The sequence below is a fragment of the Leucobacter tenebrionis genome (assembly GCF_019884725.1).
GTDB lineage: Bacteria > Actinomycetota > Actinomycetes > Actinomycetales > Microbacteriaceae > Leucobacter > Leucobacter tenebrionis.
Genome location: NZ_CP082322.1, coordinates 1,971,477 through 1,994,022, shown reverse-complemented (window position 1 = coordinate 1,994,022; position 22,546 = coordinate 1,971,477). Strand labels below are relative to the sequence as shown.

Here is a 22,546-nt window from a genome sequence, read left to right as displayed (position 1 = left end):
GCCGGGCGTCTCAGTCCTCGGGATCCTCGGGGTCGATGGGCGCGTGGTGGTCGAAGTTCGCCATGCCGCGCTTCCAGTAGCCGCTGAGCGCGTACTGGGCCCGCGGGATCCCGTATTCGTACTTCACCAGCCGGCGCAGGGGGATGAGACGGCTCGCCTCGCCGGCGGCGAACAGGTAGGTGCCCTCGTCGATGCCCGCATCGGCTGCGGCATCGGCGAGCGTGCCGAAGGCCTCGCCGACCGTCACCTCGCGTCCGCTCTGCTCGCGCAGGTAGGCCTCGATCCACTCGAGATCAGCGGGGGAGGCGTCGGCGATGACCTCGACCTCGGTGCGCTCGGGAACTTCGTTGATCCAGCGGGTCGCGGAGGGCAGAGCCGAGGGATCCACGATCAGCAGCAGACGGTCCGCGCCCTGCGGCGCGCGCACCGAGCCGCGCGGGCCCACCACGACGAGACGGTCGCCCGGCTTCGCGCTCGCGGCCCAGGCGGAGGCCGGCCCCGGGTCCGGGTGCTGCAGGAAATCGACGTCGAAAGCGCGCAGGCCCGTCTCGGGGTCGGTGCGAAGGTTCAGCGGGGTGAAGTCGCGGGGGAACATCGGAGCTTCGGGGCGTACGATCCCGTCCTCGCCGGGGCCGACCGGGGTGGGAGCGACGAGTTCGCCCGTGATCGGGTGGGGGAAGAAGAGCCTGGCGTGATCCGCAGGCCCGTCTGACACGAAGTCGTGCAGGTCGGGGCCCGAAAGCGTGATGCGGATGAAGGGCTCGGCCGGGGAGCTCACCGCGGTAACAGCGACCTCTCGGGCGGTGAAGCGGTGGCGCATCCGCTCGCGGGCGAATCGATCGGCGGCCGGGATCTGCTGCTCGGGCACAGGCGTCCTTTCATCGGATGTTTTCTCCGGCCACTCTGGCACATATCGCTCCGAAGCGCCAAGGGCGGGGCCTCGTGGGTGCGGGGCGGCGCGAACTCGGCGCCGACTGCGCCGAGAGGCGGATTTTGCACGCCGGATCGCGGTCTGACGTGCAAAATCCGCCGCTCGAAGCGATAACGGCAGGGATCCGACCCATGCCGGGAACTGGTCGGGGATCAGCCCATCGCGGCTGCGTCGAGGTGGACGGCCTCGAAGTGGTGGCCGTCCGGATCGACGAACGCGCGGTTGTAGAGCCAGCCGAGGTCGATCGTGTCCGTAGCCGAGTTCGTGGACCACCGCGGTGATCGACGTGCCGGTCTGCAGCAGTATCGCCGCCTCCCGCGCGCGTTCGATCTGATGGATCGCGGTCTGCAGTGCAGTGTCGTGCGCGAACACGATCCCGAGCGCCGATCCCTGTCCCGGTAGATCCACTAGCGAGGGGTCGTCTCCGGCCTGCGCACCGAATCGGATCCGCGATGCTCGGTGTTCAAACCGCTCACCCGAACAGTGTCGCACCGTGAGCGCGCCACCGGCTACGCCGAGATACGAATCTTGCACGCCGGATCGCGGTACGGCGTGCGAAATCCTTATCTCAAGGGGGCGGTCGTGGGCTCAGGAAGCAAAAACCGCCCGCACCCCAGGGGCACGGGCGGTTTCACGTGGAACCGGCGGGCAGCGCCGCCCGTGCCTACCGTTGCAGGAAGTCCACGAGGCGCACCGCATCGCCCACGTAAGTCGCGGGCGTCAGGGCGAGCAGCCGCTGCTTCGCCTCGTCGCCGATCTCGAGCCCCTGCACGAACTCGATGAGTTCGGCCTGGCCGATCCGGCGCCCGCGGGTGAGTTCCTTGAGGGCGGCGTAGGGATCCTTGATGGTCGAGCGCCCGGCGGTCACCTCGGCGCGGATCACGGTCTGGATCGCCTCGCCGAGCACCTCCCAGTTGGCGTCGAGATCCGCCGCGAGCACCTCGGGAGCGGCGTCGATCTGACCGAGGCCCTTGAGGATGTTGTCGAGCGCGAGCACCGAGTGACCGAGTGCGACGCCGATGTTGCGCTGCGCCGAGGAGTCGGTGAGGTCGCGCTGCCAGCGGCTCGTGACAAGCGTGGCGGCCAGCGAATCCAGCAGAGCGTTCGACAGCTCGAGGTTGGCCTCGGCGTTCTCGAAGCGGATCGGGTTCACCTTGTGCGGCATCGTCGAGGAGCCCGTGGCGCCGGCGACGGGGATCTGGCGGAAGTAGCCGATGGAGATGTAGCTCCAGATGTCGGTCGCGAGGTTGTGCAGGATGCGGTTCGCATGGGCGATCCGCGTGTAGAGCTCGGCTTGCCAGTCGTGCGACTCGATCTGCGTGGTGAGCGGGTTCCAATCGAGACCGAGGCCCTCGACAAACTCCTGCGACACCGCTGCCCAGTCGACCGAGGGATCGGCGGCGAGGTGCGCGGCGAAGGTGCCGGTGGCGCCCGAGAACTTGCCGAGGTACTCGACGTCGTCGATCTGGTTGAGCTGCCGCTCGAGGCGGTGCACGAACACGGCGAGCTCCTTGCCGAGTGTGGTCGGCGTGGCAGGCTGGCCGTGCGTACGGCTCATCATGGGCAGCTCGCGGTATTGCTCGGCCTGGCGGGCGAGCTCGGCGATCACCTTCTCGAAGCGAGGACGCCACACGTCGGCGATCGCCTGCTTGACGGTGAGCGCGTACGAGAGGTTGTTGATGTCCTCGCTCGTGCAGCACACGTGGGTGAGCTCGGCGAGGCGGCCGAGATCCATCTCGTCGAGTTTGCCGCGCACGAGGTACTCCACGGCCTTGACGTCGTGCTGCGTGGTCTTCTCGGTCTCGGCGAGCTGGTCGATCTCGGCCTGTCCGAAGTTCGCGGCCCAGGCGCGCAGCGTCGCGAGCTGCGATGGATCGAGCGGGGTGCCGCCCAGCAGCGAGTGCTCGGTGAGGTACGCGATCCACTCGACCTCGACGTGCACCCGCGCCTTGTTGAGCCCGGCCTCGGAGAGCGTATCGCCGAGATCGGCGACGGCCGCGCGGTAGCGGCCGTCGAGGGGGCTGATGGGCTGCGGGGGGAGCGGGGTCATGGGTGCCTCTCGGTGGTTCGGATCGCGGGCCGCCTCCCATTCTTCCACGTGGGGCGCGGACCGCCCATCCTTCGGAGCAGGCCGCTCTTTCGCATCCGATCCCCGGTTCCGATCCGAAAGAGCGGCCTGCTCCGAAGAACGGGACGCGCCTCGCCTCCCGAACCCGCCGAAGGGACGAGGACCGGAGTCACACCGCGGCGGCTACGGAGCGCAGCAGCGGCCGCGTCGCCGTGAGACCCGCCTTCACGAGCAGGATGCCCGCAGCGATCGACGCGAAGACGATCCCGACCGAGAGCGGGGCGAAGATGATCGCGATGCCGAGGATCGGCAGTGTGACGACCGCGGCCACGCCGGCGGAGCCGAGCGCCGCGAGCAGCAGCGGCAGCATCACCGAGCCGTGCCTGGCCGAGTCCTGGGTCTCGAGGGGCGTGCCGAGCATGTCGAGGGATCGGATCACGTCTCGCCGGTCGAGGATGTGCGCGGCCTGTCCGACGCCGACCGAGCAGGCGACGGTGAGGAACGCGCCGATGACGGTGATGAGGATGCCGGTGCGGATATCGGCGGGGAGGAAGACGGCCGAGGGATCCATGCTCGGCTGGGCCAGGTCGGCGTTGTCGACGGAGCCCATCATCGCCATTCCCGATCCGGCGAACACCGCCATGAAGCTCGCCATCGCGACACCCGAGACCTGACGCCAGGGACTATGCTCAAGGTATGGATAGTCCCGAGCCAAGTCGATCAATTTTTACACTAGCTCTACGCATCGTGGCGGCTGTCTTCCTCTTAGTTGCCGCAGGGACTACCGCTTTGCATATATTTTCTGCTCAAGGTCTTGCTGGGGAGATCACTAAAGCGGAACAAGCTGTTAATAAAGCCAAAACCACAGCTGAGTTGTTAGCCAAGGACGAGACGAATGCCTCTCTTGCGCTCCAGACTGCGCGGGAAGAGCGTGAAGAAGCAGAGCGATCAGCTTCATACAATAAGGCAAGCAGGTCGTTCTTTATCGGAACGGTGCAATCGCGTGAGTCAATTGACCAGAATTATCAAGCTGAGATGGATCTGGCAGCAGATGAGTTTAACCGGGTCGCTGACGCATACGAAAATGTCCGGGAAAAGCATGCTGAAGCAAAGGTGCAGTTAGAAGCTGAAACTGCCGCGCTTAGTGAGTTGAGGGCCTCGAGCGACGCTGCCGCTGACAAGGGCGTAATTATCTACGTCATCAGCGGCGTCCTCGCTCTATCTGCACTTGTCGCTATCGCTTTTTCATTCCGCAGAACCAAGAGTGAGAGTGGAATCGCAGAATAATGGAATCTTGCAATGTCGCAGGCGCGCTAGAGGCTCTATTTGTTGCAATATGGTTCACTGCTTCATGCTAGTTCCAGTTCGGCTTTTCATTTAATGAGACTGCGTAAGAGGTGCTGCGACATTCTCAATAACCTGTAAAAGCGACCATGTCGCCGAGCGCGGTGATCCGGGAGCCGGCGTAGTCGACGGCGCCCGCGTCGGGCGCGATGATGCCCGCGAGCGTGTGCAGCAGGGTCGTCTTGCCCGACCCCGAGGCGCCCATGATCGCGGTCGAGGTGCCCTCGACGAAACCGAGCGAGACGCCCGCGAGCGCTCGTGTCGCCCCGTAGTCCTTGGTGAGTCCCTGCGCGTGGAGGATGAAATCGTTCATGTCCTCCAGCCTCGCCGCCGGCGGGCCGGTCGGCATCGTGCTGCGGTGCCGAGGTGTGGCACCGCAGCACGATCCTCGAGTGCCGATCGGTGCTCGGCCGGGCGCCTCAGGCCGGGCGCCTCAGGCCCGGCGGGTGAGGTGCTCGAGCAGCGCGGTGCAACTGCGCTCGATCTGCTCGAGCACCTGATGGAAGGCGTGCTGATCGGAGTAGTACGGGTCGAAGACGTCGGGGTCGCCGGGGCGAGCGGGATCGTGGACCGTGAGCAGGGAGAGGCGTTCGGGATCGGCACCGAGTTCGCGCAGGCGGCGCTCGTGGCCGCGATCGAGTGCGATCAGCAGGTCGTGATCCGCGATGTCGGCGGGGGAGACCTGCGCTGCGCGGTGCGCGCTGCCGTCGTAGCCGGCCGCGGCGAGGGCGGTGAGGGTACGCGGATCGGCGGGCTCGCCGACGTGGTAGCCGTGCGTGCCGCGAGACGTGACGACGAAGCGCTCGGCGACGCCGGCCTGCTCGGCCATCGCACGGAAGATCACCTCGCCCATGGGGGAGCGGCAGATGTTGCCGGAGCAGACGAAGCTGACATGGAAGGGGCGGATCGGATCGGCGGTGTTCATGCGCCCAGTCTGCCCGAGACCACTGACATCCATCGCCCGAGTGCTTCTGCCATTTCTGATGGTACTATCGATGCCATGATCACTACCATCGACAAGGCAGGGCGGGTCGTCATCCCGAAGCAGCTCCGCGAGGCGATGGGGCTGCAGCCGGGCGCGAAGCTCGACATCACCTACGCCGAGGGGCGCATCGAGATCGATTACGCGCCGGTCGAGGCCCGAGTGCGCATGCTCGACGACGGCTTCCCTGTCATCGAGACGAGCGATCCCGAGCTCTACGCCGGGATCACCGACCAGGATCTCCGAGAGGCGAGGGAGGAGATCTATGCCGAGCGCGAAGCCCGTTGGGTGTGATTCGAGTGTGCTGATACCGGCGCTTTCGCAGGCGCACGAGTTTCACGAGTTCTGCCGCGTCCAGTTACCGCGCGTGACCGTGCTTCCCGCGCACGTTCTACTGGAGACCTTCTCCTGGTTGTCGGGGCTTCGCGACGGGCGAGCCGTGCCGCCTCGCGCGGTCATGGGCGCGTTGGAAGCTCTGGATCTGCCGGTGGTTCAGCTGCCGCCCGGTGAGTATCTCGAGATGCTGGGCTCGATGGCGCAGGGAGGGCGATCCGGGGCGGCGGTCTACGACGCGCAGATCGCCGCCACCGCGAAGCACCACGGTGTGAAGCTGCTCTCGCGCGACCGCCGGGCGGCCGCGACCTACGAGCTGATCGGCGTGGACTACGAGCTCATCTGAGCGACGGGTCCTGAGCGACGGGTCCTGAGCGATCGGTGCTGAACCCTGAGCGACCGGCGGGCTCAGCGGTCCTTCTTCTTGCCGGTGCCGAGCAGCGCGTTCATCAGTCCCGACAGGATCGACATGACCAGGGCCGCGAGCACGCCCCACCAGAATGTCTCGATACGAAGCCCGAAGCCCGCGAGATCGGAGAGCCAGGCCACGACGGCGAACAGGAATCCGTTCACGATCAAGCCGAATAGGCCGAGCGTGATGATGTAGAGCGGGATCGATACGAAGCGCACTACCTTGCCGAGCGTGCCGTTCACGAGCCCGAACACGAGCGCGACCAGCAGCAGAGTGATGATGTAGCCGATGCGGTAATCGGCCGCAGGCTCGGCCGGAACGTCGCTGATGGGCTCGATCCACACGCCGTGGGCGCCGCTGCCGCCGACGATGAGCGTGGTGAGCCACAGGGCGAAGGCGCTGACGAGAACGCGGACGATGGTGCGCATGGATCCAGTCTGCCACTCGGAGCGTCGGATCAGCCGAGCGTTTTCGCCGCACTCACTAGAATGGCGCTTCATGAGCGAAAACGCCGCGCCTCCCGTTCGCATCCGTGCAGACGTGCTCGCCACGCCCGCGTATCGGCAAGGGGCGACGCCCACGAAGCCGGGGTTCAAGCTGTCGAGCAACGAGAACCCGTTCTCGCCCCTGCCCGGCGTGCTCGAGGCGATCGCCCGGCGCTCGGAGGAGTCGAACCGGTACGCCGCGGCGGCCATGCCCGAGCTGCGGGCCGGCCTCGCGGGCGAGTTCGGGGTGAGCCTCGACCACGTGCACCTCGCAGCGGGGTCCGTGGCGATCCTCTACCAGCTGGTGCACGCCGCAGCCGGCAGCGGAGACGAGTACCTCTACGCGTGGCCGAGTTTCGAGGCGTATCCCGCGCTCGGTCTCGCCTCCGGCGCCTCCGGCGTGGCGGTGCCGCTGACCGCGGGCGCCGAGCACGACCTCGACGCCATGGCGGCGGCGATCACCGATCGCACGCGCGTGATCCTGCTCTGCACGCCCAACAACCCGACCGGCCCCGCGATCCGCCGCGCCGAGTTCGAGCGCTTCATGGCGCGCGTGCCCTCCGACACCCTCGTGGTGCTCGACGAGGCCTACCGCGAGTTCGTCACCGACCCCGAGGCGGTGCGCGGCGAGGACGTGCTGCGGGATCATCCGAACGTCATCGTGCTGCGCACCTTCTCGAAGGCGTACGGCCTCGCCGCGCTGCGCATCGGCTACGGCGTCGGGCACCCCGCGATCCTCTCGGCCGCGGCGAGTGTGGGGATCCCGCTCTCGGTCACCGGCATCGCCGAGAGCGCGGCCCTTGCCTCGCTGACGCCCGAGGCCCGCACGGTGCACGCGGAGCGGATCGCGGAGATCGTGCGGCGCCGAGACGCGCTCGCCGCGGGCCTGCGCGAGCTGGGGCTTGCCGTGCCGGAGGCCCAGGGCAATTTCGTGTGGATCCCAGAGGGGGGCGAGCGCGGCGGGATTGGCGACTCGCAGGCGCTCGCCGCCGCCTTCGCCGAGGCCGGCACCCTGGTGCGCCCGTTCGCGGGCCACGGCGTCCGCATCTCGGCCGGCGAGGCGGAGAGCCTCGACGAGGTGCTGCGCGTGGTGCGCGGGTTCCTGGCCGGCTGAGGCGACTGAGCGGCAGACCGGCCTCGATCGAGATGACGCGTCTTGCCCTTGGCCGGCGCGAGCAGGGGCTGTAAGCGTCACCTCGACCACAGGAAGGGAGAGGGCGGGCGGACCTCGGGGATCGCGAACCGCCCCATGCCGCGATATATCCGCGCAGTGTCGGGGGCGCTCATTACACTGGGTCGGGATGAGCGAACACACGACCTACGGCCCGCTGCACGGTGGGGCGGATCCCGAGCCGATCCGCTTCCTCGACGAGGCGGGCGATTACGCGCCCTCGGCCTCCGCGGCCGAATTCGCCGACGAGCTCGCGTCCGTGGGGCTCGACGACTTCAAGCAGTGGTACCGCGACATGGTCTCGACCCGTGCCTTCGACACCGAGTGCACGCACCTGCAGCGGCAGGGGCAGCTCGCACTGTGGGTGCCCAGTGTGGGGCAGGAGGGCTGCCAGGTCGGTCTCGGTCGCGCGGCCGAGCCGCAGGACACCATCTTCCCGGCATACCGCGAGCACGCGATCGCGCAGATCAGAGGCGTGCCGCTGGTGAAGGTCGCCGCGCTGTTCCGCGGTCTCACCCACGGCGGCTGGGACGTGACCGACCCCGCGAACGGCAATTTCCATCTCTACACGCTCGTGCTCGGCGCGCAGACCCAGCACGCCACCGGCTACGCGCTCGGCCAGGTGCTCGACGCCAAGATGCGAGGCGCCGACACGTCGCTCGACGCGGGCGAACCCGGTACCGCTACCGGTGAGGCCACCATGGTCTTCTACGGCGACGGCACCTCCAGTCAGGGCGACGCCAACGAGTCGATGATCTTCGCCGCCAGCTACCAGACCCCCGAGGTCTTCGTGGTGCAGAACAACCGGTGGGCGATCTCGGTGCCCGTCACCCGGCAGTCGCGCACCCCGCTCTACCGGCGTGCGCTCGGCTTCGGCCTGCGTGCCGTGCAGATCGACGGCAACGACCCCCTGGCCGCGTACGCCGTGGGCCGCCGCTTCCTGCGCCTCGCGCGCGAGGGCCAGGGACCCGGCTACATCGAGGCCCTCACGTACCGCATCGGCGCGCACACCACGAGCGACGATCCCACCCGCTACCGCGAGGCCGGCGAGCTCGAGCAGTGGCAGCAGCGCGACCCCATCGCGCGCCTGGAGCAGTACCTGCGAGCCCAGGGGGTCGCAGACGACTTCTTCGAGGAGGTGCGCGGGGAGGCGGATCGCGAGGCGAAGCGGATCCGCGACGAGATCCTGCGCCTGCCGATTCCCGAGGCCGACTCGATGTTCGCCCACGTCTACTCCGAACCCCACCCGCGCATCGAAGAGCAGCGGCAGTGGCTCAAACGCTACGAGTCCTCGTTCTCGGAAGGAGCAGCAGAATGAGCGGCGTCCCCACGCTCACCGAGCGCACCACACTGCCGTTCGCCCGCGCCATCAACGAGGGCCTGCGTGCGGCGATGGCGGCCGATGACCGCGTGCTGCTGATGGGCGAGGACATCGGCCCGCTCGGCGGCGTGTTCCGCGTCACCGACAGGCTGCAGGCCGAGTTCGGGTCGGCGCGCGTGCTTGACACCCCGCTCGCCGAGGCCGGCATCGTGGGCAGCGCGATCGGTCTCGCCATGCGCGGGTACCGCCCCGTCATCGAGATCCAGTTCGACGGCTTCATCTTCCCGGCCTTCAACCAGATCGTCACCCAGCTCGCGAAATTCACCAATCGGCACGACGGCACCGTCTCGATGCCGGTCGTGATCCGCGTACCCTACGGCGGGCATATCGGCGCAGTCGAGCACCACCAGGAGAGCCCCGAGGCCTACTTCGCTCACACGCCGGGCCTACGCGTCGTCGCGCCCTCCACTCCCAACGACGCGTACTGGATGATCCAGCAGGCGATCCAATCGTCCGATCCGGTGCTCTTCTTCGAACCCAAGGCGAAGTACTGGCAGAAGGGCGAGGTCGATCCGGCAGCCCCCTCCGCCGAGCTGCACCGCACCCGCGTGGCCCGCTCGGGCACCGACTGCACCGTCGTCGGCCACGGCGCGATGGTCACGACCCTGCTGCAGGCGGCCGAGGTCGCGCAGGCCGAGGGCACCAGCCTCGAGGTGGTCGACCTGCGCAGCCTTTCTCCTATCGACTACGAGCCGCTGCTCGAGTCGGTGCGCAAGACCGGCCGACTGGTCGTCGCGCAGGAGGCCCAGGGCGGGGCGAGCGTGGGCAGCGAGATCGCGGCGCACGTCGCCGAGCACGCCTTCTACTCGCTGCAGGCGCCGGTGCTGCGGGTCTCGGGCTACGACGTGCCCTTCCCGCCCGCGCGACTCGAGGGCCTCTACCTCCCCGACGCCGATCGAGTGCTCGAGGCCGTCGACCGCACGATGCACTACTAGACCTCACTTCGAATCCCAGGAGCAACCATGAGCGAGATGACGTTCCCCCTTCCCGACGTGGGCGAGGGTCTGACCGAGGCCGAGATCGTCACCTGGCACGTCGCGCCCGGCGACACCGTCGAGCTCAACCAGGTCATCTGCGAGATCGAGACCGCGAAGTCGCTCGTCGAACTGCCCTCGCCGTTCACGGGAACGGTCACCGAGCTGCTCGCCGAGGTCGGGCAGACGGTGCCCGTGGGCGATCCGATCCTGCGCGTCACCACCGACGCAGCCGGGGGCGACGCGGCAGCACCCGCGTCACCGGTCGCCGAGCCGCAGCGCGAAGACGATGAGACCCGTGAGGCGGTCGCCGACGCGGCGGGCAGCGTGGAGCGGGAGGACGAGGGCGGTGCCGTGCTCGTCGGCTACGGTACCGGCGGTTCGGTGAAGTCGCGTCGCCGCCGAGGCGGCGAACCGCTGCTGGACGGGTCGCCCAGGGCGCAGGCGTCGATCCCGGTCGCCGACGCGTCCCCGATCCTCGCGAAGCCTCCGATCCGCAAGCTCGCGAAGGACCTCGGCGTGGATCTCGCCCAGGTCACGGGCACGGGGATCGCGGGGGAGATCCTTCGCGACGACGTGGTGCGGCAGGCGACGCAGGCCAGCCTCTTCCGCAACATCTCCACCCCGGTGCCGGAGGCGACGGCGGCGCGCGAGGAGCGGATCCCGCTGAAGGGCGTGCGCAAGATGACCGCACAGGCGATGGTCGCGAGCTCCAACGATGCGCCCCACGTGAGCGTCTTCACCGACGTCGACGCCACACGCACCATGGAGTTCGTGAAGCGCCTGAAGAGCTCCACCGACTTCGCCGGCGTCAAGGTCTCGCCCCTGCTCATCTTCGCGAAGGCGATGCTGTGGGCGGTGCGACGCAACCCCGAGGTCAACTCGACGTTCACCGAGACCGAGATCATCCGTCACAACTTCGTCAATCTCGGCATCGCGGCGGCGACGCCGCGCGGCCTCATCGTGCCCAACGTCAAGGACGCGCAGGATCTCAGCCTGCTCGACCTCGCGAAGGCGATCGAGCAGCTCACCATCACCGCCCGCGATGGACGCACGCAACCGGCTCAGATGCAGAACGGCACGATCACGATCACCAACATCGGCGTCTTCGGCATGGACTTCGGCACCCCCATTCTCAACCCGGGCGAGTGCGCCATCATGGCGATGGGCACCATCCGGGAGAAGCCGTGGGTGGTCGACGGCGAGGTGCGGCCGCGGATGGTGACGACGGTCGGCGGCTCGTTCGATCACCGCATCGTCGACGGCGACGTGATCTCCCGCTTCGTGGCCGACGTGGCCTCGGTGCTCGAGGAGCCGGCGCTGCTGCTCGACTGAGGTCAGGCGGAGGCGGCTCGCTGGCTGAGCGCCACCCGCGGACGGCGAAGGGCGCCCCGGTCATGCGACCGGGGCGCCCTTCTGCATTGCGGCGCGGAGGTGCCGGGCCGCGGGTTCGGGATCCGTCGATGCCGAACCCGCGACCGCCCGCAGGCGACTACCGCGCGTCGAAGCGGTCGAGGTTCGCGACCTTGACCCACGCCTTCACGAAATCGTCGACGAACTGCTCGGCGGCGTCATCGCTGGCGTACACCTCGGCCACGGCGCGCAGCTCGCTGTTCGAGCCGAACACGAGGTCGGCGCGGGTGCCGGTCCAGGTCTCCTCGCCGGTGGTCTCGTCGGTGGCCTGGAAGGTGCGCGACTCGGGGTCGACCGCTCGCCAGTTCGTGTTCAGATCGAGCAGGTTCACGAAGAAGTCGTTCGTGAGCACGCCGGGGCGGTCGGTGAGCACGCCGTGCTGCGAGCCGTCCCAGTTGGTGTCGAGCACGCGCATGCCGCCGATCAGCACCGTCATCTCGGGGGCCGACAGGGTGAGCAGGTTGGCGCGGTCGATGAGCAGCTGCTCCGCGGGGCGGCCGAGGGCGCGGGCGCTCTCGTAGTTGCGGAAGCCGTCTGCGGCCGGGTTGAGGTACTCGAACTGCTCGACGTCGGTCTGCTCCTGCGTCGCGTCGGTGCGGCCCGGGGTGAACGGGATCGACACCGCGTGGCCCGCGGCGGCGGCAGCCTGCTGCACGCCCACGTTGCCGGCGAGCACCGTGAGGTCGGCGATCGAGACCTTCTTGCCCGCCGCGACGGCGGACTCGGAGGCGTCGAACTGCTCCTTGATGCTCTCGAGCACCTGCAGCACGCGGGCGAGCTGCTCGGGCTTGTTGACCTCCCAGTTGCGCTGCGGCTCGAGGCGGATGCGCCCGCCGTTCGCGCCGCCGCGCTTGTCGCTGCCGCGGAAGGTCGACGCCGCCGCCCAGCCGGTCGAGACGAGCTCGCTCACGGTGAGGCCGCTCTCGGCGATCTTCTGCTCGAGCGCTGCGATGTCGGCGGCGTCGATCAGCTCGTAGTCGCGGGCCGGCACGGGATCCTGCCAGATGAGGTCCTCGGCGGGCACCTCGGGGCCGAGGTACCGCGACTTCGGGCCGAGGTCGCGGTGGGTGAGCTTGAACCACGCGCGGCGGTAGGCCTCGGTGAAGGCCTGCTGGTCGTCGCGGTAGCGCAGTGCGATCTCCCGATAGATGGGATCCTCGCGCAGCGAGATGTCGGTGGTCAGCATGCGGGGCTCGCGGCGGCCGCTGAAGTCGGCCTCGGGGACCATGTCGGATCCCGCGCCGTCCTTCGGACGCCAGTGGTGGTGACCGCCGGGGCCCTCGACCCGCTCCCACTCGTAGGCGAAGAGGATGTGGAAGAACTCGTTGTCCCAGCGCGTCGGGTGGTAGGTCCAGGTGACCTCGAGGCCCGATCCGATCGCGTCCTTGCCGTGGCCCGCGCCGAAGCTGCTCTTCCAGCCGAGGCCCATCTGCTCCATGGGAGCGCCCTCGGGCTCAGCGGCGACGTGGTCACCCTCGGGGGCGGCGCCGTGGGTCTTGCCGAAGGTGTGGCCGCCGGCGATCAGTGCGACGGTCTCTTCGTCGTTCATCGCCATGCGGGCGAAGGTCTCGCGGATCTGCAGCGCCGCGGCCAGCGGGTCGCCGCTCGCGCGCGGGCCCTCCGGGTTGACGTAGATGAGGCCCATCATGGTCGCCCCGAGGGGCTCGGCGAGCTTCGCCTTGCCGTCCTCGCCGAGGCGCGCCTCGTCGCCCAGCCAGCCCGTCTCCGAGCCCCAGTACACGTCGTCGTCCGGCTCCCACACGTCGGGGCGGCCGCCGCCGAAGCCGAAGGTGGGCATGCCCATCTGCTCGTGAGCGACGTTGCCGGCGAGGATCATGAGGTCCCCCCACGACAGCGACTTGCCGTACTTCTTCTTGACCGGCCACAGCAGGCGGCGCGCCTTGTCGAGGCCGACGTTGTCGGGCCAGCTGTTGAGGGGCGCGAAGCGCTGCTGGCCGGTACCGCCGCCGCCGCGGCCGTCGAAGACGCGGTAGGTGCCGGCCGAGTGCCAGGCCATGCGGATGAACAGGGGGCCGTAGTTGCCGAAGTCGGCGGGCCACCAGGGCTGCGAGTCGGTGAGCACGTGGGCGATGTCGCTCTTCACGGCGGCCAGGTCGAGCTTCTCGAAGGCGGCGCGGTAGTCGAAGTCGGCGCCCTGCGGATTCGCGACATCGGGGTTCTTCGCGAGGATCTTCAGGTTGAGACGATCGGGCCACCAGTCGCTGTTCGTGGTCGCGCCCGCGGCGGGCTTCGCCGATCCCGAGGTGGGAGCGGGACCCATTCCACTGTGGTCGACGGGGCACTTGAGCTCGTCAGTCAATGCCGGTTCCTTTCTTCGGAGTGATTCGGTTCGTGTGTTCGGGCAGGCTGAGGTCTTCGCAGGCGGCGCAGATGCCCCTGAAGGTCACGGTCGCCTCGATGATGCGCATTCCGTGGGTCTGCGGCGGCACCATGCACGGCGCGGCACCGAGAGAGCAGTCGACGTCTTCGATGCGGTGGCAGACGATGCACTGCACGTGGTGGTGATTGTCGTGCAGGCGCGTCTCGTAGAGTGCGCTGCCCGAATCGGGAGGATCGATCCGCCGCAGCAGACCGCTCTCGGTGAGGTCGTTGACGATGTTGTGAACCGACTGCGGCGACAGCGAGGGGTGTTCGACAGCGAGGGCCGCGTGGATGGCGGAGGCGGAGCTGTGGGGATGGGCCGCGATGTGCGCGAGCGCGGCGATGCGCCCCTCCGTCGCCCGGAGACCGTGCGTGCGGAGCAGCTCGCTCAGCTGCTCGGGCGCGGTGCTCGGGGCGGTGCGGATCATGCCTCGAGTCTAGTTCTTTTGAATTATTCAAAATAGGGATCCGCGCGGTTCCGCGGTTGTCGGGGCCGTGGCCGGGCGTGTCGGAGGATGCTGCGAGCGGCGGCGCGATGGTGACTCCGATGATGTCTGTCAGGCTATACCCCGTGGGGGTATTGGTTCAAGGGGTGATGCCGGTAGCAGCCGCTCAGCGGCTCTCGCTCTGAGCCCCGAGCCCGAGCGTCGAGCCGGTACGCTCGAGGCATGTCCTCGAGCTCATCCCCGCTGCGCATCGGCTTCGTCATGCTGCACACGTCGCCGCTCGATGTTCCGGGCACCAAAGACGCTGGAGGTATGAACGTCGTGGTGCGGGCGCAGGCCGAGGCGCTCGCGCGAGCCGGCCACGAGGTGCGCATCTTCACGCGGCGCAGCGACCCCGCACCGCCGGATCAGGTTGAGCTGCGCCCCGGGCTCACGGTCGTCCATCTCGCAGCCGGCCCGGCGCGGCTGCTCGCGAAGGGCGAGCACGAGAGCGTGATGGAGCGGTTCGGCGAGCTGCTCGAGGTCGAGCTGCAGCGCGAGCCGGTCGACCTGCTGCACGCCGAGCACTGGTTCTCGGGCATCGCGGCGCTTCCGGCCGCGCGCCGCGCTGGGGTTCCGCTCGTGCAGAGCTACCACTCGATCGCGGCTCCCGTCGATTCGCCGCTCACCGACGGAGAACGGCCGGAGTCGCCGGGGCGGCTCGCGGGCGAGCGCCGGCTCGCTCACGAGGCGGATCTGGTGATCGCGGTGAGCGAGGCCGAGAGGCGCACGGTGCTCGAGCGGCTCGGGGGAGACGAGGATCGTGTGCGCGTGGTGCCGCTCGGCGTCGACACCGAGCTGTTCCATCCGTGTGCCACGCGTGATTGCATGGAGGATCGCGACTGGTTGTCGAGCGGCGGGCGGCCCGAGGCGATCGTCGTGGGCAGGCTGCACCCGCTGAAGGGCTTCGACCTGGCGATCGACGCGGTTGCCGCGATCGACGCGGAGCGCCGGCCGGCACTGCGCATCGTGGGGGCTCCGCCGCCCGACGGCGACGACTATGTGCGGGCGCTGCACGATGCGGTCGCCCGTCACGGGATGCTCCGCACGACGGCGTTCGATGGGGCTCTGCGCCGCAGCGATCTGGCGGAGCGCATCCGCCGCGCCGCTGTCATGCTCGTGCCCTCGCACTCCGAGACCTTCGGTCTCGTCGCTCTCGAGGCTGCCGCCTCGGGCGTCCCGGTGATCGCGCGCGCCGCCGGCGGGCTGCGGGAGGCCGTGCTCGACGGCGAGACCGGCATGCTGATCGGCTCGGGGTCGGGCACCGGTGCGGAGGACGCCGACGATCCGACGGTCTGGGCCGCCGCGATCGATCGCCTGCTCGGTGACGCGGAGCTGCGCGAGCGAATGGGGGCGGCTGCGCGGGATCACGCGCTCGCGCGCAGCTGGGACGCGTCGGCGGCGCGCCTGGCCGGGGTCTACCGCGAGGCGCTCGGGCGGTAGGCTGCGGACATGAGGCTCACGGTCATCGGCGGAGGCGGATTCCGCATCCCGCAGCTGTTCAGCGCGCTCGGTCGTGAGGACGCGCCGCTCGTCGTCGACGAGCTGCACCTGTACGACGTCCAGCCCGAGCGCCTCGACATCATGCGACGCATCACGGCCCATCTGGCGCCGGGACTGCCGCGGGCGCCCCGGGTCACGGCGGGTACCGATCTCGATGAGGCGATCCGCGGTTCCGATTTCATCTTCTCGGCGATGCGGATCGGCGGCATCGACGGGCGCATCGCCGACGAGCGCACGGCGCTCGACCTCGGGGTGCTGGGCCAGGAGACGGTGGGGCCGGGCGGTCTGGCGTACGCGCTGCGCACGCTGCCGGTGGCCGTCAGCCTCGCGGAGCGGGTGCGCGACCTCGCCCCCGAGGCCTGGCTGATCAACTTCACGAACCCCGCGGGGCTCGTGACCGAGGCCATGCGGCGCGTGCTAGGTCACCGGGTCGTCGGCATCTGCGATACGCCGATCGGCCTCATGCGGCGTGCGATCCGCGTGGCCGGGGAGATCGGGGGCTCGATGGCGGCGGGATCGGGGGTCGCGGCGGGCGGCATCGCTGGGAGCTGGCCGGCGGATTCGGGATCGGGGCTCGACCGCGTCGATTTCGATTACGTGGGCCTCAATCACCTCGGCTGGCTGCGCCGCCTCAGCGTGGACGGTATCGACGTGCTGCCGGAGGTGCTGCGCTCCGACGAGGCGCTCGAGGGCATCGAGGAGGCCCGGCTGATGGGCTTCGACTGGATCCGTGCGCTCGGAGCGCTGCCCAACGAGTACCTCTACTACTACTATTTCACTCGCGAGGCGGTCGAGCGCATCAGCACGGGGTCTGAGACCCGGGGCGAGTACCTGAAGCAGCAGCAGGATCGCTTCTACGCCGACGCCCTGACCACCGACGCCGCCGAGACGCACCGGCTCTGGGAGGCGACGCTGCGCGACCGGGAGTTCAGCTACATGGCCGAGAGCCGCAGCGAGGAGGATCGAGACGGCCGTCTCGCCGAGGACGTCGAGGACGGCGGATACCAGCGCGTCGCCATCGAGCTGATGACCGCGCTCTCCGGGGGCGCGCCGGCGACCATGATCCTCAACGTCGGCAACATGGCCGCCGCCGGCGCCGGGCCCATCGTCGCCGGGCTGCCCGAGAACGCGGTGATCGAGGTGCCCTGCCTGGTCGACTCGGCGGGTGTGCATCCGCAGCGGGTGGCGCCGGTGGCGGGCGACATGCTCGGTCTCATGCAGCAGGTGAAGGCGGCGGAGCAGCTGATCATCGAGGCCTCGCGCCTGCGGGATCCGCGGCTCGCGTGGCGCGCCTTCGCGATCCACCCGCTCGTCGACTCCGTGTCGGTCGGCAGGCGGCTGCTCGACGACTACCGGGCGCGAATCCCGGGTGTCGCCGCGGCGCTCGACGACGGTCCGGCGCGCGGCTGATCCGCCCCTCCCGCCCCTCCGCGCCCGTGCTACTGTCGGGCTGTGCACCCCTTCGATCCGATCCCGCGCACCGAACCCCAGCAGCTCGATCTCTTCCTCGCGGGTCCGCTCTTCTTCGACCTCGTCTTCACCGACCTGCCTGAGGATCCGCGGCCCGGCACCGAGGTGCGCGCCGGCGGTATGGGGTCCCTGCCCGGCGGGGTCGCGAACATGGCGGTGGCAGCTGCTCGGCTCGGGCTGCGGACGGGCCTCGCGGCGGGCTTCGGCGACGACGCGTACGGCTCCTGGAACTGGTCGGTGCTCGGCGAGCACGAGGGGATCGACCTCAGCCGCTCGCGCGTGATCGACGGCTGGCACTCCTCGGTCACCGTCTCGGTGAACCGGCACGGCGACCGCAGCATGATCACCCACGCCGACGAATCGCCCGTCTCCATCGAGGAGCTGGTCGGTGAGACGCCCCAGGCCCGCGCCTACTTCGTCGACCTGGGGGAGGAGCGCGTCGTCGACGCGGGCGGCGCTGCGACGGCTCCCTGGTGGACGGGTGCGCTGGGGACCGACGCGCTGATCTTCGCCGACGTCGGCTGGGACGACTCGGGGTCGTGGGATCCGCGGGTGCTCGACGCCCTCGACGGCTGCCACGCCTTCCTGCCCAACCGGGTCGAGGCCATGGCCTACACCCGCACCGACACCCCGGAGGCGGCGGCGCGAGCGCTCGCGGAGCGGGTGCCGCTCGCTGTCGTGACGCTCGGGGCGGAGGGCGCGCTGGCGATCGATGCCTCGACCGGTGAGGAGGCGCGTGTCGCCGGCGTGCCGGTCACGGCATTCGACGCGACCGGGGCGGGCGATGTCTTCACCGCGGCCATGATCACCGGCACGCTGCAGGGCTGGCCCCTCGTGGACCGCCTCAACTTCGCCACGCTGTGCGCGGGTCTCGCGGTGCAGAACTTCGGGGGATCGCTGGGATCCCCCAGCTGGAACGACCTCGCGACCTGGCGCATCGGCGTGCTCTCGCGCACCGAGCACGACGAGGCGGCGAGAGAGCTCGCGCAGCGCTTCGGATTCATCGACCGCGCGCTCCAGCAGGGGGCGCCCCAGACGCTGCGGGCGTGCGCCACCATCGGCTTCGAACCGCGACGCTGATCGTGCGGAGGGCCGCGGCGCGGGATCGGCCTCGAGCGTGTCGAGAAGGCCGACCCCGCGCCGCCCGGGCAGTCGGCTAACCGATCGCGGCGTTGGCCACCTCGTCGGCTTGCTTCAGGCCCTCCTCGACTGGCAGCTGGCCCAGGAAGATCTCGCTCAGGATCGGACCGAAGCCCTCGGAGGCGGCCCCGAAGTTCTCACCGACGGGGGCGGGGATCGTGACGCCGCTCTCGAGCACATCGAAGAAGGGATCGAGGTTCACGTCCTTGTCGGCCCAGTACTGCCGGTAGACGTCCTGCGCACCCTCGACCGCCGGCAGATTCGCTCCGGTCGCGCCGATAGCGCTGTTGCCGTCGGCGGTGCCGAGCCACTGCAGCACCTTGTTCACCGCCTCCTGGTGGTCGCTCTTCGCGTTGCCGACGACCGCGACGCCATTGGTGACGCTGACCGCGCCCTCGGGGCCGGCGGGCAGCATCGCGACGCCCCAGTCGAAGTCGGCGTTGTCGGCGACGTTCGCCAGGTTGTACAGACCCGACTGGAACAGCGCCATCTTGCCCTGCAGGAACTGGTCGCGGCTGAAGTCGCCGTTGGTGTTCGTGTCCGCGGCGTCGGGCGCGACGTGGTACTCGTTGATGAGATCCACGATGTACTGGAACGCCTCGACGGTCTTCGGGTTCGAGAAGGTGAACTTCTCGCCGTCCTGGAAGGTGCCGCCGTTCGAGCCGATGTAGGGCAGGTAGATGGCCTGCAGATCCTGCGCCGCGTTGTAGCCGTACTGGGCGATGCTGTTCGCGTCGAAATCGGCGTCCGCGGCGGTCTTGCCGGCCTGGTCGACGGTCAGCTTCTGCAGGGTCGGGATCAGGGTGTCGTCGGATCCGCCGCCGGGCGCCCACTGCAGCTCCGAGAGCTCTTCGGGTGCGACGCCCGCCGCCTCGAGGAGATCCGCGTTGTAGTACACCGCGATCCCGCCGTCGGATGTCTGGGGCACGCCGTAGAGCTTGCCGTCATCGGTGAACTGCTCGACGACGCTGGGCGCCCACTCCGCCTTCGCCGCATCGAAGTCGTCGCCGTAGACGTCGGCGATGTCGAGCAGCGCGCCCGACTGCGCGTAGGGGAGGTAGGAGGAGGAGTTGATCCAGAAGAGGTCGGCGGCGCTGTCGCCGGCGATGTCGGTGCGCAGCTTGGTGAAGTAGTCGGCCCACGGCACGACCTCGACGTCGACCGTGATGTCGGGGTTCTGCTCGGTGAACGCCGCGAAGGACTCCTCGTAGGCTGCCTGCGCGTTGGTGTCCCACGTGCGGAAGGTGAGGGTGACGTCGCCGTCGCCTCCGCCGTTCCCGCCGCCCTCCGAAGCGCATGAGGTGAGCGCGAGGCCCGCGATCGCGACCCCGGCCAGCGCCGCGAGAATTCGCCTCTGTTTCATGTGGATCCCTTTCTGCAGTCGATCACCGGAAGCTGGTGATCGCGATCGATGAGACGATCTGCTTGTTGAAGATGGTGAAGAGCACGATCAGGGGGAGCAGCGCGATGGTCGTCGCGGCCATCACGATCGTCCAGTTGCCGTTGAACTGCGTCTGCACGCTCGCGGTGGTCGTCGTGATGACGCTCCACTCGGGCCCACTAGTGATAATCAAGGGCCACATGAAGTTATTCCAGTGCGTCACCACCGTGATGATGCCGAGGGTGACGATGATGGGGCGCGACAGCGGCACGATGATGCGGGTCAGGATGCGCCAGTGGCCCGCGCCGTCGATGCGGGCGGCGTCGACGAGATCCTGTGGGATCCCGCGGAAGTACTCCCTCAGCAGGAAGATCGCGTACGGCGAACCGAACAGGTAGGGCAGCACGAGCCCCCAGAACGTGTTGCGCAGGCCCATCTCCGAGATCATCAGGTAGAGGGGCACCATCGTGACGACCGCGGGCACCATCAGGGTCGCGAGGTAGACCCAGAACAGGGCGTCCCGCCCGGGGAAGCGCAGGCGGGCGAAGGCGTAGGCCGCGAGTATCGAGAAGATGAGCTGCCCGACGAGCACGATCGCGACATAGCCGGTCGTCACGCCGATCGCGCGCGAGAAGTCGACGAGGTCGCCCTCGAAGAGGCGCTGGAAGTTCTCGAGGGTGAGCGGCCACGGCGGTGCCAGCTTCGACTGGGTCGCGAGCTGCTGCGGTGTCTTGAACGCGGTCATCAGGCTCAGCACGAACGGGCCGAGCACGAGCAGTGCGCCCGCGATCAGCACGACGTACACGCCCAGCGTGCCGAGCAGCCCGGGTCGCGGCTCGCCGCCCGCGCCGAGTCTGCGATCGCGGGCAGTACCGCTTGCGCTAGCTGAGGTCATAGGTCATTCGCTTCCGGAAGTACGCCTGCTGCACGATGGTGATGAGCACGAGGACGACGAAGAGGATGACCGCGATGACGGATGCGGATCCCACATCGAAGCGCTTGAATGCGGTCTGATAGAGCGTGAAGGCGGCCACCGAGGTGCTGCCGTTCGGCCCGCCCTGCGGCGTGAGCCCGTACACCGTGTCGAAGATCTGGAAGGTGCTGATCACCGAGGTGACCAGCACGAAGAACATCGTCGGGCGCAGCAGCGGAACCTTGATGCTCCAGAAGATCCGGGTGGCGCTCGCGCCGTCGATCCTCGCGGCCTCGATTACCTGGCTCGGGATCACCGCCAGCCCGGCCATGAAGAAGAGGGCGACGTAGCCCACCTGCGACCAGACGGTCACCGCCGCGACCGAGGGCAGCGCGAACGCGGGATCGGCGAGCCATCTCACGTGCGTGCCGAACAGTTCGTTGAGGGCGCCGCCGGTCGGCTGGAAGATCCAGTTCCACACGATTCCGAGCGCGAGCGGCGCGCACACCCACGGGATGACGTAGATGACGCGCAGCAGGCCCGAACCCGGCAGGCCCTTCGTGAGCAGGTTGGCGATCCAGAGGCCCAGCAGGGTCTGCAGCGGGATCACGAACACGACGAACAGCAGCGTGACCAGCATCGAGTTCCAGAACCCGCCGTCGTGCAGCACGGCCTGCCACTTCGAGAGCCCGGCCCAGCTCGGATCCGAGATGAGATCCCACTGGTGCAGGCTCAGCCAGAACACGACCACGATCGGGGCGAGCAGGAAGGCCAGGATGCCGAGCAGGCTCGGGGCGATCAGACCCCAGCCGAGGGCCGTGGATCGCGTGCGCGCGCGGCGACGCGTCCGCGGAGGCGGTGCTGCTGCGGCAGGGGGCATACGTACAGCATGCCAGGTGAGCGGCGCATCGCAATTCGCGGCGATATCGGGCGCAACAGGGAACGCGGGTCGAGTCGCGGTAGACCGCGTCAGCGGGAGACGAGCGTCGTCTCGAAAGAGTAGAGATCGGGTCGGTAGCAGTGGTGCCCCGCTTCGATGGCCCGCCCGCCGTGGTCGAAGGCCACGCGGTCCATGGTGAGCAGCGGACTGCCCTTCGCGAGGTCGAGCAGTTCGTGCTCGTCGCCGTGGGTGCGGCGGGCGCCGATGGTCTGGTTCGCGATCTTGATCGTGATGCCTCGTGCTCGGAGGATCTCGTAGAGCCCCTGGCGCTCGAGATCTGCGACGGTGATGTCGGAGAACTCGGGAGGGAGCAGGTTCTCGAGGATCGCCATGGGCGTGCCGTCGGCGTAGCGGAGCCTGCGGATGCGGGTGATCTCGGTGCCGGGCGCGATGCGCAACTGGCTCGCCACCTGCTCGTCGGCCTTCACGCGTTCGACGGAGAGCACACGAGTGGACGGTGTGTGCCCCACCCGCGTGAGATCCTCATGCAGGCTCGTCAGCTCGACGGGGCGGCTCACCCGCGCCTGCACGACCTGGGTGCCGATGCCGCGGCGGCGCACGAGCAGCCCCTTGTCGACCAGCTCCTGGATGGCGCGGCGCACGGTCGGGCGCGAGAGCCCGAGACGCTCTCCGATCGAGATCTCGTTCTCGAGGCGCGCGCCGGCCGGGATGATGCCGTCGCGGATCGCCCGTTCGAGGCGGCTCGAGATCTGGAAGTAGAGGGGCACCGGGCCGGTGCGGTCGAGGTCGGTGAACAGCTCTTCCGGCCAGACGGGTTCGGTGCTCATGTGACCCTCGCTTCGCTCGGCGCGGCGGCGAGCCGCTCGAGTCGCGCCAC

The 22,546-nt window shown here is 69.0% G+C and carries 22 protein-coding genes; 10 read left to right on the top strand and 12 right to left on the bottom strand.

The window, feature by feature from the left end; genetic code table 11:
* Positions 1-10 precede the first annotated feature (10 nt).
* From KVY00_RS09220 to KVY00_RS09210, 3 genes are all read right to left on the bottom strand, one after another.
* Positions 11-868 carry a siderophore-interacting protein gene (locus KVY00_RS09220; protein WP_223042691.1) on the bottom strand — a complete coding sequence of 286 codons (858 nt, stop codon included), beginning with the start codon at positions 866-868 and terminating at the stop codon, positions 11-13.
* Positions 869-1,595: 727 nt separating this feature from the next.
* Positions 1,596-2,981, bottom strand: coding sequence for an adenylosuccinate lyase (gene purB, locus KVY00_RS09215; protein ID WP_223042690.1), 1,386 nt, complete (start codon positions 2,979-2,981; stop codon positions 1,596-1,598).
* Positions 2,982-3,168: 187 nt separating this feature from the next.
* Entirely contained in the window at positions 3,169-3,654 is a 486-nt protein-coding gene (locus KVY00_RS09210; protein WP_223042689.1) for a hypothetical protein, read from the bottom strand.
* A 41-nt stretch (positions 3,655-3,695) separates the two neighbouring features.
* Between KVY00_RS09210 and KVY00_RS09205 the strand changes: the two genes are divergently transcribed.
* A complete protein-coding gene (locus KVY00_RS09205) occupies positions 3,696-4,286 on the top strand; it encodes a hypothetical protein (RefSeq protein ID WP_223042688.1) in 591 nt (196 codons plus the stop codon).
* A 124-nt stretch (positions 4,287-4,410) separates the two neighbouring features.
* On the opposite strand, the gene KVY00_RS09200 is transcribed toward KVY00_RS09205, so the two are convergent.
* A complete protein-coding gene (locus KVY00_RS09200; protein ID WP_223042687.1) occupies positions 4,411-4,656 on the bottom strand; it encodes an ATP-binding cassette domain-containing protein in 246 nt (81 codons plus the stop codon).
* 120 nt (positions 4,657-4,776) lie between these two features.
* Complete coding sequence (locus KVY00_RS09195) at positions 4,777-5,268, bottom strand: low molecular weight protein-tyrosine-phosphatase (protein ID WP_223042686.1); 492 nt, start codon at positions 5,266-5,268, stop codon at positions 4,777-4,779.
* A gap of 75 nt (positions 5,269-5,343) precedes the next feature.
* Between KVY00_RS09195 and KVY00_RS09190 the strand changes: the two genes are divergently transcribed.
* Together KVY00_RS09190 and KVY00_RS09185 are read left to right on the top strand one after the other, a co-directional pair.
* Positions 5,344-5,619: an AbrB/MazE/SpoVT family DNA-binding domain-containing protein gene (locus KVY00_RS09190; RefSeq protein WP_223042685.1), complete on the top strand. Its 276-nt coding sequence runs from the start codon at positions 5,344-5,346 to the stop codon at positions 5,617-5,619.
* Positions 5,591-6,004: a PIN domain-containing protein gene (locus KVY00_RS09185; RefSeq protein WP_223042684.1), complete on the top strand. Its 414-nt coding sequence runs from the start codon at positions 5,591-5,593 to the stop codon at positions 6,002-6,004. Before KVY00_RS09190 ends, KVY00_RS09185 begins: the two co-directional genes overlap by 29 nt.
* 62 nt (positions 6,005-6,066) lie before the next feature.
* On the opposite strand, the gene KVY00_RS09180 is transcribed toward KVY00_RS09185, so the two are convergent.
* Complete coding sequence (locus tag KVY00_RS09180; protein ID WP_223042683.1) at positions 6,067-6,498, bottom strand: phage holin family protein; 432 nt, start codon at positions 6,496-6,498, stop codon at positions 6,067-6,069.
* A gap of 70 nt (positions 6,499-6,568) precedes the next feature.
* On the opposite strand from KVY00_RS09180, the gene KVY00_RS09175 reads away from it, so the two are divergent.
* The 4 genes from KVY00_RS09175 (at position 6,569) to KVY00_RS09160 (ending at position 11,416) form a co-directional block, all read left to right on the top strand.
* Positions 6,569-7,669, top strand: a complete 1,101-nt coding sequence (locus tag KVY00_RS09175; RefSeq protein WP_223042682.1) for a histidinol-phosphate transaminase — start codon at positions 6,569-6,571, stop codon at positions 7,667-7,669.
* A 187-nt stretch (positions 7,670-7,856) separates the two neighbouring features.
* On the top strand, positions 7,857-9,044 hold the full coding sequence (locus KVY00_RS09170) for a thiamine pyrophosphate-dependent enzyme (RefSeq protein ID WP_223042681.1): 1,188 nt from the start codon (positions 7,857-7,859) through the stop codon (positions 9,042-9,044).
* Positions 9,041-10,042, top strand: coding sequence for an alpha-ketoacid dehydrogenase subunit beta (locus KVY00_RS09165; protein WP_223042680.1), 1,002 nt, complete (start codon positions 9,041-9,043; stop codon positions 10,040-10,042). Before KVY00_RS09170 ends, KVY00_RS09165 begins: the two co-directional genes overlap by 4 nt.
* A gap of 27 nt (positions 10,043-10,069) precedes the next feature.
* Positions 10,070-11,416 (top strand): dihydrolipoamide acetyltransferase family protein, encoded by a 1,347-nt coding sequence (locus KVY00_RS09160; RefSeq protein WP_223042679.1) that lies wholly within the window; start codon positions 10,070-10,072, stop codon positions 11,414-11,416.
* A 157-nt stretch (positions 11,417-11,573) separates the two neighbouring features.
* Here KVY00_RS09160 and katG read toward each other — a convergent pair whose 3' ends face one another.
* On the bottom strand, positions 11,574-13,775 hold the full coding sequence (katG, locus tag KVY00_RS09155; protein WP_255572856.1) for a catalase/peroxidase HPI: 2,202 nt from the start codon (positions 13,773-13,775) through the stop codon (positions 11,574-11,576).
* A gap of 31 nt (positions 13,776-13,806) precedes the next feature.
* Entirely contained in the window at positions 13,807-14,304 is a 498-nt protein-coding gene (locus KVY00_RS09150) for a Fur family transcriptional regulator (protein ID WP_223042677.1), read from the bottom strand.
* A gap of 240 nt (positions 14,305-14,544) precedes the next feature.
* Here KVY00_RS09150 and KVY00_RS09145 point away from each other — a divergent pair, with 240 nt between their 5' ends.
* Genes KVY00_RS09145 through KVY00_RS09135 form a run of 3 tightly spaced genes read left to right on the top strand, consistent with a single transcriptional unit; the run spans position 14,545 to position 18,414 of the window.
* Complete coding sequence (locus tag KVY00_RS09145) at positions 14,545-15,804, top strand: glycosyltransferase (protein ID WP_223042676.1); 1,260 nt, start codon at positions 14,545-14,547, stop codon at positions 15,802-15,804.
* Positions 15,805-15,813: 9 nt separating this feature from the next.
* Positions 15,814-17,274: a family 4 glycosyl hydrolase gene (locus tag KVY00_RS09140; RefSeq protein WP_223042675.1), complete on the top strand. Its 1,461-nt coding sequence runs from the start codon at positions 15,814-15,816 to the stop codon at positions 17,272-17,274.
* Positions 17,275-17,316: 42 nt separating this feature from the next.
* The gene (locus tag KVY00_RS09135) at positions 17,317-18,414 is read left to right on the top strand and encodes a carbohydrate kinase family protein (RefSeq protein WP_223042674.1); all 1,098 of its coding nucleotides are present in this window, start codon (positions 17,317-17,319) and stop codon (positions 18,412-18,414) included.
* A 76-nt stretch (positions 18,415-18,490) separates the two neighbouring features.
* Here the strand turns inward: KVY00_RS09135 and KVY00_RS09130 are convergent, their stop codons facing one another.
* The 4 genes from KVY00_RS09130 to KVY00_RS09115 all read right to left on the bottom strand — a co-directional run bounded on the left by KVY00_RS09130 (position 18,491) and on the right by KVY00_RS09115 (position 22,496).
* A complete protein-coding gene (locus KVY00_RS09130; protein WP_223042673.1) occupies positions 18,491-19,837 on the bottom strand; it encodes an ABC transporter substrate-binding protein in 1,347 nt (448 codons plus the stop codon).
* Between the two features lie 22 nt (positions 19,838-19,859).
* Positions 19,860-20,750 (bottom strand): carbohydrate ABC transporter permease, encoded by an 891-nt coding sequence (locus KVY00_RS09125; protein ID WP_223042672.1) that lies wholly within the window; start codon positions 20,748-20,750, stop codon positions 19,860-19,862.
* Entirely contained in the window at positions 20,737-21,648 is a 912-nt protein-coding gene (locus KVY00_RS09120; protein ID WP_223042671.1) for a carbohydrate ABC transporter permease, read from the bottom strand. The genes KVY00_RS09125 and KVY00_RS09120 overlap by 14 nt, the downstream gene beginning before the upstream one ends.
* A gap of 89 nt (positions 21,649-21,737) precedes the next feature.
* Entirely contained in the window at positions 21,738-22,496 is a 759-nt protein-coding gene (locus tag KVY00_RS09115; protein WP_223042670.1) for a GntR family transcriptional regulator, read from the bottom strand.
* Between the last annotated feature and the right edge of the window lie 50 nt (positions 22,497-22,546).

What these genes read in the sequence shown, in the direction of transcription:
- KVY00_RS09145 (WP_223042676.1), top strand. Translation starts at nt 14,545, where the DNA reads ATGTCCTCGAGCTCATCCCCGCTGCGCATCGGCTTCGTCATGCTGCAC.
- KVY00_RS09180 (WP_223042683.1), bottom strand. Translation starts at nt 6,498, where the DNA reads ATGCGCACCATCGTCCGCGTTCTCGTCAGCGCCTTCGCCCTGTGGCTC.
- KVY00_RS09200 (WP_223042687.1), bottom strand. Translation starts at nt 4,656, where the DNA reads ATGAACGATTTCATCCTCCACGCGCAGGGACTCACCAAGGACTACGGG.
- KVY00_RS09150 (WP_223042677.1), bottom strand. Translation starts at nt 14,304, where the DNA reads ATGATCCGCACCGCCCCGAGCACCGCGCCCGAGCAGCTGAGCGAGCTG.
- KVY00_RS09125 (WP_223042672.1), bottom strand. Translation starts at nt 20,750, where the DNA reads ATGACCTCAGCTAGCGCAAGCGGTACTGCCCGCGATCGCAGACTCGGC.
- KVY00_RS09205 (WP_223042688.1), top strand. Translation starts at nt 3,696, where the DNA reads ATGGATAGTCCCGAGCCAAGTCGATCAATTTTTACACTAGCTCTACGC.
- KVY00_RS09120 (WP_223042671.1), bottom strand. Translation starts at nt 21,648, where the DNA reads ATGCCCCCTGCCGCAGCAGCACCGCCTCCGCGGACGCGTCGCCGCGCG.
- KVY00_RS09190 (WP_223042685.1), top strand. Translation starts at nt 5,344, where the DNA reads ATGATCACTACCATCGACAAGGCAGGGCGGGTCGTCATCCCGAAGCAG.
- KVY00_RS09165 (WP_223042680.1), top strand. Translation starts at nt 9,041, where the DNA reads ATGAGCGGCGTCCCCACGCTCACCGAGCGCACCACACTGCCGTTCGCC.
- KVY00_RS09160 (WP_223042679.1), top strand. Translation starts at nt 10,070, where the DNA reads ATGAGCGAGATGACGTTCCCCCTTCCCGACGTGGGCGAGGGTCTGACC.
- katG (WP_255572856.1), bottom strand. Translation starts at nt 13,775, where the DNA reads ATGGGTCCCGCTCCCACCTCGGGATCGGCGAAGCCCGCCGCGGGCGCG.
- KVY00_RS09185 (WP_223042684.1), top strand. Translation starts at nt 5,591, where the DNA reads ATGCCGAGCGCGAAGCCCGTTGGGTGTGATTCGAGTGTGCTGATACCG.
- KVY00_RS09130 (WP_223042673.1), bottom strand. Translation starts at nt 19,837, where the DNA reads ATGAAACAGAGGCGAATTCTCGCGGCGCTGGCCGGGGTCGCGATCGCG.
- purB (WP_223042690.1), bottom strand. Translation starts at nt 2,981, where the DNA reads ATGACCCCGCTCCCCCCGCAGCCCATCAGCCCCCTCGACGGCCGCTAC.
- KVY00_RS09195 (WP_223042686.1), bottom strand. Translation starts at nt 5,268, where the DNA reads ATGAACACCGCCGATCCGATCCGCCCCTTCCATGTCAGCTTCGTCTGC.
- KVY00_RS09210 (WP_223042689.1), bottom strand. Translation starts at nt 3,654, where the DNA reads ATGGCGAGCTTCATGGCGGTGTTCGCCGGATCGGGAATGGCGATGATG.
- KVY00_RS09115 (WP_223042670.1), bottom strand. Translation starts at nt 22,496, where the DNA reads ATGAGCACCGAACCCGTCTGGCCGGAAGAGCTGTTCACCGACCTCGAC.
- KVY00_RS09170 (WP_223042681.1), top strand. Translation starts at nt 7,857, where the DNA reads ATGAGCGAACACACGACCTACGGCCCGCTGCACGGTGGGGCGGATCCC.
- KVY00_RS09140 (WP_223042675.1), top strand. Translation starts at nt 15,814, where the DNA reads ATGAGGCTCACGGTCATCGGCGGAGGCGGATTCCGCATCCCGCAGCTG.
- KVY00_RS09175 (WP_223042682.1), top strand. Translation starts at nt 6,569, where the DNA reads ATGAGCGAAAACGCCGCGCCTCCCGTTCGCATCCGTGCAGACGTGCTC.